Below are 12,411 nucleotides of genomic sequence, written 5' to 3' on the forward strand. Positions count from 1 at the left end.
AGTGTAGAAAGCGAATATTCGCAAAATGATTTAATATTTATTTTAGTAAATATTTATTATACGGCAAACTTCGACTTCACTCAGTGAGTGATTCGTCTTTACTCAGTAAAAAAGTTACTTTTTTGAAGATAACCTTCTCTTTTTTATTTAATTTTATTTCAAGAAATATCAACCCTTTAAGATAACAGTTCAATGAAAAAACTACTATTTATTTGTATTGTGGCTATGTTTAGCCAAACGCTCAAAGCACAAGAAACTTCTGATGCAAAAGCCATCGAAATTGCTGATAAAGTAATGGCAGCTATGGGTGGCAAAAAAGCTTGGGACGAAACTCGCCATATTACATGGAATTTCTTCGGTGCCAGAACTCTCACTTGGGATAAATGGACAGGAAATGTCAGAATTGATTTTCCGAGAGACAAATCAGTGATTTTAATGAATATCAATACCGAAACTGGAAAAGTTTTTAAGTACGGAGCTGAACAAACGGCCGCAGATTCGGTTAAGAAATATATGAAAGCTGGCAAAGGGGCTTGGATAAATGATTCATATTGGCTCACTATGCCGTTCAAATTGAGAGATAATGGTGTGACACTCAAATATTTGGGCGAAGATAAAACCGAAACAGGTAAAGAAGCGTACCTATTGCAGATGACGTTCAAAGAAGTGGGTAATACGCCAAACAATATGTATAAAGTTTGGGTTGAGAAAGAAAGCAATTTACTAACTCAGTGGTCGTATTATGCTAAATCAACTGATGAAAAACCAGGTTTTACTCGTCCGTGGACAGATTATAAACCTTATGGCAAGATTATCTTGTCAGGCGAGCGTGGCGACCGTGATTTAACTGAAATCAAGGTTTTTGAAGCTTTACCCGAATCAATTTACACCGATTTCAAAAAGCCAGATTTCAGCAAAGCAAAAGATTATAATAAGAAAAAAGATAAAATAGAGTTTTAAATTAAGAATTGAGAATTAATAATTAAGAATTAAGAATGTTTCTGATACAGTGCTTTAAAATACATTCTTAATTATTCATTAAATTGAAGAAATGGTTGGAAAAACAGGTGTTTTGATAGTAAACCTTGGTACGCCCGATAGCCCGAGTGTGCCAGATGTAAGAAAATATTTGAGAGAGTTTTTGATGGATGGTCGAGTAATTGACTACCCAGCGATACCTCGTTGGATGTTGGTTAATTTGATTATTGCACCATTCCGTTCGCCAAAATCTGCCAAAATTTATAAAGAATTATGGACAGAAAATGGTTCACCATTAAAAATTTATGGCGAAGCCAACGAAAAGCAACTTCAAGCTGCTTTGGGCGATGAATATGTGGTGAAATTAGCAATGCGTTATCAAAGCCCAAGTATTGAGTCGGGTTTGAAGGCATTCCAGAAAATGGGATTGAATAATATTATTGTCATTCCTTTTTTTCCGCAATATGCTTCGGCTACTACTGGTTCGGTTTATGAGGAAGTAATGCGAATCGTAACTAAATGGCAAGTCATTCCCGAAATCAAGTTTCTCAATTACTTCTACAATCACCCGAAATTTGTGAGTGCTTTTGCCGAAATGGGAAAAAAGCATTTGGAGGCACATGATTACGAGCACGTGATTTTTAGCTATCACGGAATTCCTGCACGTCAGATACGCAAAGGCGATTGCACAGGTAATACTTGTAAACTTGGTTCATGTTGTGATTCGATTACGGCCATGAATCAGCATTGTTATCGTGCTGAATGTTTCGAGACAACCCGCCTTTTGGTGAAAGAATTAGGTCTGAAAGAAGGAACTTACACCACCTGTTTCCAATCGAGATTGGGGCGTGAAACTTGGATTCAACCCTACACCGAAGATGTTGTGAAAGATTTGGCTAAGAAAGGTATCAAAAAAGTTTTGGCATTTTCGCCAGCTTTTGTGGCAGATTGCTTAGAAACAACCCTCGAAGTAGGAGAGGAATACAAAGAGTTATTTGAAGAAAACGGTGGCGAACATTGGCAGTTGGTAGAGAGTTTGAATGATTCTGATGCTTGGATTGAGTTATTAGTGGATTTAGTGAAAGAATAAATTCCTGAATTATGGACAGAAAAATACTTTCGGAAATGACCGATGAAGAGCTTTTTGCAGAGGGAAAAAAACAAAAAAAGAATAAAATTTATGCAGGTTTCGCTATTGGGATGATGATTGGAGTGGCGTTTTGGAGTATTATTCACAAAGGTTTCATTCTTCCTGTTGCTATATTTGTTGTAATTTTCTATTTTGCCAAACGTACCAATGACGGCTATCAAGCTGTAAAAAAAGAAATAGATTCTCGAAAAGTTTTATAGGATAATGGAAATAGGAATTGATAGTTTTGCGGCAGTTTTAAAGAATAATCAAGGCGAAACGATAAGTAGCGAACAGTCGATAAGGGAATTACTTGAAAGAATACAAAAAGCAGATGAAGTTGGACTCGATGTTTTTGGCATTGGCGAACATCATCGCAAAGAATTTCTTGATTCTGCTCCCACAATGATTTTGGCTGCTGCTGCTGCTCGAACCAAACGTATAAAACTCACAAGTGCAGTTACGGTTTTGAGTGCGATTGACCCCGTTAGAGTATTTCAGAATTTTGCTACATTGGATTTAATCTCGCAAGGTCGTGCCGAAATGGTAGTAGGACGTGGTTCGTTTACCGATGCCTTTCCACTTTTTGGTTTGAAATTGGAAGATTACGACGAACTTTTTACTGAAAAATTAGGACTTTTACTAAAAATCAGAGAAAACGAAGTAGTAAATTGGAAAGGAAAATTTCGACCAGCACTATATAATCAAGCTATTTATCCAAGACCTTTACAAGAAAAACTTCCCATTTGGATAGGAGTGGGTGGAACTCCACAATCATTTGTTCGTGCTGGAATGTTGGGTTTACCATTAATGGTAGCAATCATTGGTGGAGAAACGCACCGCTTCCGACCATTGATTGACCTCTACCGAAATGCAGGTTTGAAAGCAGGACATTCGCTCAACCAACTACAAGTTGGTTTGCATTCATTGGGCTATGTAGCTGAAACCACCGAAGAAGCTCACGAAGAATTTTACCCAGGTTATGCCGAAATGTTTACGAATATTGGGAAAGAAAGAGGCTGGCCACCAGTCAGACGTGAGCATTTCGATTCACAAACTACTAAACTCGGTGCATTTTTAATTGGAAATCCCGAAGAGGTAGCCGAAAAAATACTTCGTCATAGCGAAGCATTGGGCGGAATTACGAGAGTAACATTCCAGATGGATAATGCTGGACTTACACACGAAAAACTAATGAAAGCCATCGAATTGATTGGAACGAAAGTTTCGCCGATTGTGAATGGGAAATAAATAATAGTAATCTACAAAAAAGGCTCTATTTATCGAAATAGAGCCTTTTTGTTTATAATATAATTTTCACAATTTAATTTTTTACCACACTTTCATAATAATTTTTCAACGAATGTAATTTTGAATAGCCACCCGTCAAGACCGTTTTAGCAGATTCTTTCACCTCTTTCCACGCTAAGTTTTTTTCAGGGGCAATATCAAAAATTGTCTGATAAATGTAGTTTACCTGAATTGGCAGAATTCGATTCGGTAAGCTGCTGCCAAACTCACCAATATAGCCGATAGGCGAAGAAAGTAATAATCGGAAAGTGATTTTTTTAGGGTCTAATTTCTCAAATTGGTCGGTATTATTGATTAAAATTGGCGGTATAAGTTCAGCCGAATGGCTCAACATTCGCATCAAACCACCAAGCATCAACAACACTTTTGATAACAAAACTGCATCTGATAAACCTATTAATTGAATGCCGAAAATAGCAACCAAATAGGTAAGGATTCCGATGATGATAAAGAAAAGACCAAACTTTTTATCTCCGATAAAAATCGCCTGAATCAAAATAGCGAGTATTGCAACAAGCGGAATACTCCAATGCCAACTTTCAAAAATAATAAACCATAAAACAGCCTCAATAATTATGGTAGAATGTGTAATTCTCGTTGCCCAAGTGGTATGTAAGAGTACATAACCAATTGACTGATAGTCTAAATCAATGTTGGTTTGTGGTTTAAATACATTGTGCAGTGGCAAAAATTTCCCCACAATTCTATCGGGTAGGAGGTTGCATACAACATATAGAATCATGGTTGATACAAGTGTAAATACCCAAATCTGATTAATTGTAGTTTCGTATTGAGATAGCCAATCAAAGAGTGCCATTTTTATTTGTTTTTAGCGTGTTAAGTTTTTATTGATTAGGGCAGTATTCTGAGAATCTGATAGTTTTTGATGAGTTTTTGTGCCTCCTTTTTCAAAAAAAGTGATGATACTCTTAAATTGATAAATGAGATATTGAGGCATTATTTGATTCATCAAAAATGAAGGGAAATATCCACCTTGATTTTCTCTATCAATCAATACCAATTGGCTTGTACCATCATCATTAGCCTCGAAAAGATGCCCGCCCCACCAATCAATTCGCTCAAAACCTTTTGGGACAGGAAGTTCTTCCCAAATAATTGACCTAAAGCTGGTCTGTAAGGTTTTATCATCTATTTTTATTGTCCATTGAATATACAAAAGGTCTCGTTTTGAAATAAAAGGCTTATTAGGGTTGAATTGTTGATAGATAATTTGGGTGTTTTCATCAATCACTTTTACTACATATCCCCCCGTGTATTCAGCTGTCCAATAATGATGATAATCAATCATTTTATTGGTAAAAATATCAAAAACTTCTTCATGACTGGCATCAACTTTGGGTAACCGCCATCTAAATAGGTCGTTTTTATCGTCGGGAAAGGGTCTTTGCCAAACGCTGATGCCACCCTTTGTGGTTCGTTCTTTCCAGCCTTCGTCATTAGTCATTAGGGCAAGGTCTTTATCCAACCATTTTTCCTTATTTAGTTTCCAATCTTCAAATGTTATCATAAGAAAGAAAATAAATAATATTGGGATTTAGTTACACCCTTGAATTTGTGTTGTAAAAACACTACCAGATTGTGCTTCAAAACCTGTATTAAACAAAATATAATTGCCGGCTCTGTAAATAACTTTAGCAGGAGAAACTATTTTATTGGTGGCAGTAATGTCATTATTTGCAATCTGAATACTACTTCCACTTGTAATGTTTGAGGTAATCGTTAATGATGGAGTAGGAGTAGCAACCAAAACTAAAGTGCTGGCTGTTCGAGAGCTTTGACAAGCTCCGTTTTCACAACTTGAAAAATAGGTAGTATTTGAGGTTGGGCTTTGAACGAAATTATTACCCGTTCCTAAGGCTATTCCACCTGTTGCTTGATTATACCAAGTGATAGTTCCAGAAGCACAAGTCGCAGTCAAGGTGATGTTTGTACCGCTACAAACCTCTGTTTTACTCACTAAAACATTTGTTGGAGCAGTTGTAGCAGTATTTATTGTTAGAGATGTAGTAGGTGAAGAAGCCGTTGGGGCTGTCGTACAAACTCCAGTTCCGACTGTCATTACACAAGAAATTGTGCCTGGTGAAGTACCAGCATCAGTATAAGTTGTACCTGTACCAACATTATTTCCATTCTTTATCCATTGATAGGTAGGGCTTGTTCCGCCATTGGTTGGAGTAGCTGTAAATGTTACACTTGAGCCTACACATGTTGGGTTTGTACCTGATGTTACAGCAATCGAAACAGAGGGAGTAGTACCAGTCAATGTAAATGTTCCAGTAGCCGATTGACCATCTGGATTGGTGGTTCTAACGGTATATGTACCTGGTGTTTTGCCTAAAGTGTTCACCATTGCGGTCATTTGTGTTACGGAATTAAATGTAACCGAGTTAACCGTTATAGCCGAAGGTGATGTAATTGAAGCTGATAAACGATTAGTATAACCCGCACCTGGGTCGAAAAATTCTTGATTAGAGCCTGCTGTGGCAGTACCATTAATTGTCAAGGCTACGTTAGAGCCACAATTTGCACCAACTGGCAACGCAGCCGATAAAGTTTGAGGTGGGGCTGGAGCTTTTAATTGTACAGCCCTTACACCATAGGAGTCAACATCGTTAGCGTACTGAGCAAACCCCCACAATGTCATGTTATCTTCTGGGTCAACCACAACCTGAGAATAATCACCCCAACGTAAGACAGGTCCAGCGTCACCCGGTGGATTATAGGCACCAGCGGCTACGGTAGTTTGCGAAGGAGCTTGCATTACTCCACTTCCATCGGTTCTGTATCGACCAGCTACTTCAACATTAGGATAACTGGCAGCACCAGCCGAGTGCATGATTATACCAGCATGACCTTGCCCTGTGGCCGCAATGGCTGGAATGAAATAATTTTTTGGATTTGTGGCAGTTGCATCGAAAACTGTTCCGAATTGCACAACAGTAGGTGTGGTTGATAAATTTCCGATTTCATACCAACGGCTTCCATTTGCTCTTGCTGTATTGTTGGCCACTCCAGTAGTAGAGACATTCATATTATGGGTTGTCCATAGTGTACTTGCACCCGTAATTTTGTTCTTCATAATCATGGCAGCAAAGAGCCTATCATCGAGTGCATCAAGTCTTTTAGTGGTGGGACTGGCTCCTTGATAAGGTACTGTTCTTGGCGATGAGGTGGTACTAACATTTAAAGGAATATCAGCACTTATTGAAGGCACACCTCCTGAATAGGTAATTCGATGAAGCACTAAACGACTAAATACAGTGTTAGAAACACCTATGAAATAGCCTTCAGTGGCATTTGGGTCGTCATTATCCACGCCTTGTGGAGTGAATACGTCTTTAGCTACACTACTATTACGGAAGGCCGTTGCTGTTAGAACAGGTGAAGCCTTCATCAAATCAGCTTTATTAATTACATACATATTACAACCTATAAATGGTTGTCCGTTAGCAGGAGCACCAAATAAATTTGCCCCGAGATACAAAGAGTTTTTATCAACACCTAAAGTTGGGTAGTCATAAAAAGTATTATTATCGCCTGCTGGAGGAATAAGGTTATGTGCAATCTGAAAAAATGTAAAACTGCTTGTATTTGTAATCGTTGGCCCACTACTTACTGCTATCAAAAGACGATTATTAACTTGTGAAGTATTTACCTCAATACATACAATAAACCAACGTTGACTGAGGCGGTCGTATCGTATATGTAAATCGCTGGTGTAACTTCCTGCTGCTAAAACAGAACTAAAAAATACATCAGCATCCAGACTAAATGTATTTGCAAATGGCGTACTACCGTTGCCAGTTGCAGTCGTTGAGGCTGCCACAGTGACACCTGTTTTTGGAAAAACTTTCACGCTACCATTAACGGCAATGACTACTTGAGTTGGCCCAACAGCACCATTATTGTCTGGTGGGAATGCGATTGTTTCACTCAATAGTGTACCTAAAAAATTAGAATGTACTGTTTGCGTAGCAGCAGTTGCTCGGCCTTGGTTTGTACCTGTACCAGATGAAGCTGTATTAGGAGCAATGCGAAGACGTCTTTTATCGTTTTCAATTTCAACTTCTTTTTTTACACGATACGGTCTTTCTGGTTTTAACTTCTCTAATCTTTGAAGCTCCAATAATTCATCTATTGTCATCACAATAGGTTTATCACTTTGAGCAAAAATTTGGGAAGTATTAAGAAAGAAAAATGCAACAAGGATACTAAATAGAGTAGATGATATTTTCATTGAAGTAGGTTTTTATCAAAAATATAAAAAATTGCTGCACATCTTTGAAATTTGTAAATAAAAGTTTTAGATTTTTAGTGAATGGTAAATTAATAAATTGTTAGTTATCAGATACTTGATGAATTTATTTTTCCTATGATACTCGACGCTTACTATTATGACTTTTAATTAATACAAAAAACGTGATACATCTTTTATTTATAAGATATACCACGTTTGAAATTTTACTGTTCTAATCTGAATATCGTATTTGGATAATAGAGTTAATTCCCACACCCACCAATCCTTGCCATGAAATTACTGCCACTTTTTGCTTCAAAGCCAGGGTTAAATGTAAGCGAATTCCCAGCCTTGTACGTTACGCTTGCAGGCGAGAATATTTTATTTGAAGCTGTAATCGTTGTATTTGCTATTTGGAATGAGTCAGTTGTAAAATTCGTTGTCAGATTCAGCACCGTTGAAGGCGTTCCGACCAAAACCAATTTTGTGGCAACCCTATCTCGTGCATAATTTACGGTTTCGCAGCCTACATAGTAAGTTGTATTGACACTTGGGTTTACTGTAACTGAACTGCCCACTGCCACGGGAAAACCACCCGATGAAACTGTGTACCAAGTTGGCGTAGTGCTGACTGGGCAATTTGCAGCGAGTGTAACGGGCGTACCTGTACAGACTTCTGTTTTATTTGCTAAAACCCCAGTTGGAGGTGGTGGAGCTGCAAATCCGACATTTGCAAAAATGCTTGACCTTATCGTGGGTTCGCAAGCTGCATAAAATTCAAATTCGAGATTCGAGAAATTTACATCACTCGTCGGGAATCTTCTCGCAATATTTACATCATAATTTTCAACTCGGCAACTATTACGAGGAACAGTAAAAGTACCAAAAGAAGACCCAGAACTCCCTGCTGCCGAAATCAATAAATCGCTTGAATTTGATTGCGAAACAAAACCTAAATTGTAAGAACGTGATTCATTAGAATTATTACAAAGTTTTATTTGAAATGCAGCTGGTGTTCCTAAAGACACGTTCTGTATTGTAGTACTATTTTGTGCTGTTCCTATAATCTGAATAAGTGGTTGGTCTCTTTGATAACCTCCTTCGTAGGGGCAAGATGTTTTTGATTGTGTGGGGTCAAGTATAAAAATAGGCGTACCGTAGGTGGGGTCTTTTACAATTTTTATTCTTAAATTATCTCCATCATCGTTGTCTTGAAGGGTGTAAGCAATGGTCGTGGCAGTGTTTGTGGTATTAGTGATAGTTTGTCCGAGTGTTTTTTTTGTTTTAAACTCGTAGCCACCGTCAACACCAGAGCCTCCAAACTTAAATACAAAACTTAATCCGACATTTGCTTCTAAAAAATAACTTGTTTCATAATAATCACTGGTAGCCACCGAAACTGTTGTTGAGTTTGTAAGTACAGCACCATTTCCTGTCAAAGTAAATGGCTGACTTAGTACAACATTATTAGGGTTTGCGATATTGGCACTATCTTTTGCTAATACTTGCCTCCAAACTTTTATCTGATTCAAGGCTTCTTGTTTTGTTTTTTTTATGGCTGTGGTATTGGCAAGATTTTGAAGCGTCTGAATATCATCAATAATTTGTTTTTTTGTCTTATAAAATGGCGTGCCTGAACCTGGTACTAAACCAAACATCAGAATTGAATCTTTTCTTACGGTTAAGGGTAATGTGCTTGAAACTTTCACATAAGGATAAACCCCAAAGGCTTTTGTGGAGGAGTAACCCATATATATTGAGCCTTCGTTGGCAGGAGCTGATGAAGCAGTGGTTGAGATAGCATTTAGAATTGAAAGGCAGTTTTGCTTACCATTAGACTTTACACTCGAACTGCCACCTCCAAATCCAGCCGATATCGTTGTGGTAAATTCAAAAGTAGTCTCAATAAACATACCTGCCGAACCCGCAATGCCGAGTGTTACGTCTAAATTTCCTGTGTTTGATGTTTCATTATTAATCGTTTCAGAAATGTTTCGACAGGTTTCTTGATTGGTTTGAAAAGTAACGGTGCTGCCATCGCCTGGCGGATTGTGTATAATAAGCTGCGGAACGGCAGGTTCATTAAAAGTACCCAGAATACTTACTGCATTTGGTTGAGTAATATCAACAGTCGGTCCTTCAATTATGAATGGCAAGATTACAAGGTCATTAGCTCCACCCCCAAAAAATCCTGTACTTTCACCAAAATTTAAAACAATCCAGCCTTGAGTCCTTCCGACAGGAAATGTATGAGTTACTGAAAAAGTGACATTACTACTAATTGAGGAAGTTAAATTTACAGTTCTATCATATAAACTGGTTTGTTCGTTTTTACCAATACCCAATTTATCTCCAAATGCATTTACTAAACAATTTCTTGTTATATTATTTTGAGTCCCACTTGCCACTCTAATAGTAAATGTAACAGTGAACGGAACACCAGCTACTGCTTTAAACTGATTGGCGATAGGAACGGCATTAAATGTTTGAGCAATAAGTGGGTCAACCGCAGCCCGAGAAGTCATATCAAGGTTAACTCCGTTACTTGTAAAATTATAAATACCGCCCTTTACGGCATTATTGCCACCAACGCTGCCGGCTGTGCTACTTACAGTTAATACACCTCCTGTTGAATTACGACTGTCAGGTGAATTCAAAAATGGGTCTGTTCCATTATTGCCGATTGTATTTGTAATCCATTGGGCATTTGTAGTAATTGAATTGAATAAGATGCACCCTAAAAGTAAGATACCAAAAAGTGATTTAAAAAAATGAGTTTTCATGGGTATTTGCTCTAAAAAATAAATAATTTATTAGAACAAAAATAGGGAGCCTTTTTTTGAAAGACTTTTCGTATTGTGTCAAAAACTTTGTCTATTGTTGCATGGAGAGTGTTTTTGGAGGATTATTAAAAAGAGAAATCAAGAAAATATCATTTCTCTTCCAAAATTGCTTCAATAACCTTGAAAAAATGCTCGAAACGAGGGTGAGATTTAAAAAACTTAGCTTTTCTAAAAAAAATATGGATAAACAACATTCTGCCTTCGTGTTGGTCAAGGGCTTTATCCCAATGATAATGACCCTTCTCAAAATCGCCCAACGCAATATAAAATTGTCCAATGTCATGATGCGAAATAGGATATCTATCAGGGTTTGTTTCGAGTTCTGCCATCACTTTTTGTGCCTTTGCTGTTTGTCCTGAAAAAGTATAGGCAATTCCTTTAAAACACATCGTAAGGTAATTTGGGTAGAGCAGTGTAGCCTTCTCGATGGTTGGGATTAGTTCCTGAAACTGAAACCTTTCTAACAAAGCCAATGAACTAACATAATATCCTCCCCAAAAATAGGGTTTAAAATCAATTATTTTCTGAGTCTGTACCAAGCACTCGTCCAAATTGCCTTCCCACCAATAACAAAAGGCGGCAGAAATTTGGTTAATCATTGCCAGCGGGTCTAAGTCTAAGGCTTTTGAAAAATGCTGATGAGCTAAATCAAATTTTCCAGAAAAACCCCAAAAGAAGCCATAGTAAAGATGCCCTTCAATTGAATTAGGATTTTTTGATAAGGCACTTTCAAAGATTTTACCCGCTGCCTTGAAGTCCCAATCATACCACATCTTCATGTGTGCATCACGGATTTGGTTTTCGGCACTGTCTGGGTCAAAGGCTAAAGCTTTTTGAATTGCTGTTTTAGCCTTTTCGATACTTTGCTTTGGTGGTACTTGAGCAAAAAACCATAATTGGATATAACAAGCAGCTATACTTGAATACACAGCGGCGTAATTGGGTTCGAGCAAAAGGGCTTCTTCAAAATAAGCGATGGCTTTATAAAACGCCTCTTTTCCTGAGAGCTTGTTATAGTAGAAAAGCCCTTTCAGATATAATTGATAGGCTTCGGTATTTTTTGTGTTGCGTTTGAGCAAAGTTTGCTTTTCATTACCGAAAAGTTTGATTTTTACTTCGTCCAAAATTGTCAATGAAATTTCATCTTGAATCTCAAAAACATCTTGTAAATCTCTGTCGAACTTCTCCGACCATAAATGAAAACCATCTTCTACTTTTATCAATTGGGCGGTAATTCGTAATTTTTTGCCCGATTGCCTCACACTTCCTTCCAATATATAATTGACATTGAGCAAAGCACCAATTTTTCGTAAATCAGTATTTTTATTCTTAAAACTGAACGAAGAGGTTCGCCCGACAACTTTAAGAGTAGGTACTTGGGCTAAGGCATTAATGATTTCTTCGGTTATTCCATCGCTGAAATACTCTTGCTCGATGTCGTTACTCATATTCACAAACGGCAAAACAGCAATTGACTGCCCCTGTGCATATTGTTTTTCTACGTATTCGTTTTCTTCTATTAATTTTTTAAAATCACTTGGGCTGATGTCAAATTCTTCAAAGAAATACTTACTAAAATTTGATGGATTGGTAATTCCAACTGCATCGGCGACTTCGGAGATGCGTAATTGGGTAGTAGAAAGTAGTGATTTAGCCTTTTCGATTCTGATTTTACGAATGTAAAGGCTTATCGAAAGTTTGGTTTCTTCAATTAGAATTCGGTGCAGTTGCGAGCGACTAATGCCCAATTCTAAGCAAATAGTATCGGGAGAGAGTTCTGAATTGCTTAAATTTGTTTCAATGAATTGGTTTAATTTTAGAATTAATCTTTTTTTTGAATCTGTCATTTATAAGAATTCGCCAGCACCAGTAAGTAATAGTGCAAATTAAGT

The 12,411-nt window shown here is 37.5% G+C and carries 9 protein-coding genes; 4 read left to right on the forward strand and 5 right to left on the reverse strand.

The window, feature by feature from the left end; all coding sequences use genetic code 11:
• Positions 1-192: 192 nt before the first annotated feature.
• From IEX65_RS04275 to IEX65_RS04290, 4 genes are all read left to right on the forward strand, one after another.
• Positions 193-960, forward strand: coding sequence for a hypothetical protein (locus IEX65_RS04275; protein WP_188764795.1), 768 nt, complete (start codon positions 193-195; stop codon positions 958-960).
• 91 nt (positions 961-1,051) lie between these two features.
• Complete coding sequence (gene hemH, locus IEX65_RS04280) at positions 1,052-2,068, forward strand: ferrochelatase (RefSeq protein WP_188764796.1); 1,017 nt, start codon at positions 1,052-1,054, stop codon at positions 2,066-2,068.
• Between the two features lie 35 nt (positions 2,069-2,103).
• Positions 2,104-2,328, forward strand: a complete 225-nt coding sequence (locus tag IEX65_RS04285) for a hypothetical protein (protein ID WP_188764797.1) — start codon at positions 2,104-2,106, stop codon at positions 2,326-2,328.
• Between the two features lie 4 nt (positions 2,329-2,332).
• Entirely contained in the window at positions 2,333-3,358 is a 1,026-nt protein-coding gene (locus IEX65_RS04290) for an LLM class flavin-dependent oxidoreductase (protein ID WP_188764798.1), read from the forward strand.
• A 73-nt stretch (positions 3,359-3,431) separates the two neighbouring features.
• Here IEX65_RS04290 and IEX65_RS04295 read toward each other — a convergent pair whose 3' ends face one another.
• The 5 genes from IEX65_RS04295 to IEX65_RS04315 form a co-directional block, all read right to left on the reverse strand.
• On the reverse strand, positions 3,432-4,235 hold the full coding sequence (locus IEX65_RS04295) for a hypothetical protein (protein ID WP_188764799.1): 804 nt from the start codon (positions 4,233-4,235) through the stop codon (positions 3,432-3,434).
• 12 nt (positions 4,236-4,247) lie between these two features.
• On the reverse strand, positions 4,248-4,946 hold the full coding sequence (locus tag IEX65_RS04300) for an START domain-containing protein (RefSeq protein ID WP_188764800.1): 699 nt from the start codon (positions 4,944-4,946) through the stop codon (positions 4,248-4,250).
• Positions 4,947-4,973: 27 nt separating this feature from the next.
• On the reverse strand, positions 4,974-7,676 hold the full coding sequence (locus tag IEX65_RS04305; protein WP_188764801.1) for a 3-coathanger stack domain-containing protein: 2,703 nt from the start codon (positions 7,674-7,676) through the stop codon (positions 4,974-4,976).
• A 263-nt stretch (positions 7,677-7,939) separates the two neighbouring features.
• Positions 7,940-10,459 (reverse strand): immunoglobulin domain-containing protein, encoded by a 2,520-nt coding sequence (locus tag IEX65_RS04310; protein ID WP_188764802.1) that lies wholly within the window; start codon positions 10,457-10,459, stop codon positions 7,940-7,942.
• 149 nt (positions 10,460-10,608) lie between these two features.
• Positions 10,609-12,366: a helix-turn-helix domain-containing protein gene (locus tag IEX65_RS04315; RefSeq protein ID WP_188764803.1), complete on the reverse strand. Its 1,758-nt coding sequence runs from the start codon at positions 12,364-12,366 to the stop codon at positions 10,609-10,611.
• Positions 12,367-12,411: the final 45 nt, after the last annotated feature.

This window comes from Emticicia aquatilis (assembly GCF_014644295.1).
GTDB lineage: Bacteria > Bacteroidota > Bacteroidia > Cytophagales > Spirosomataceae > Emticicia > Emticicia aquatilis.

Excerpts from the sequence above, each read along its gene's own strand:
- IEX65_RS04290 (WP_188764798.1), top strand. The coding sequence starts at position 2,333 with ATGGAAATAGGAATTGATAGTTTTGCGGCAGTTTTAAAGAATAATCAA.
- IEX65_RS04315 (WP_188764803.1), bottom strand. The coding sequence starts at position 12,366 with ATGACAGATTCAAAAAAAAGATTAATTCTAAAATTAAACCAATTCATT.
- IEX65_RS04285 (WP_188764797.1), top strand. The coding sequence starts at position 2,104 with ATGACCGATGAAGAGCTTTTTGCAGAGGGAAAAAAACAAAAAAAGAAT.
- hemH (WP_188764796.1), top strand. The coding sequence starts at position 1,052 with ATGGTTGGAAAAACAGGTGTTTTGATAGTAAACCTTGGTACGCCCGAT.
- IEX65_RS04305 (WP_188764801.1), bottom strand. The coding sequence starts at position 7,676 with ATGAAAATATCATCTACTCTATTTAGTATCCTTGTTGCATTTTTCTTT.
- IEX65_RS04310 (WP_188764802.1), bottom strand. The coding sequence starts at position 10,459 with ATGAAAACTCATTTTTTTAAATCACTTTTTGGTATCTTACTTTTAGGG.
- IEX65_RS04295 (WP_188764799.1), bottom strand. The coding sequence starts at position 4,235 with ATGGCACTCTTTGATTGGCTATCTCAATACGAAACTACAATTAATCAG.
- IEX65_RS04300 (WP_188764800.1), bottom strand. The coding sequence starts at position 4,946 with ATGATAACATTTGAAGATTGGAAACTAAATAAGGAAAAATGGTTGGAT.
- IEX65_RS04275 (WP_188764795.1), top strand. The coding sequence starts at position 193 with ATGAAAAAACTACTATTTATTTGTATTGTGGCTATGTTTAGCCAAACG.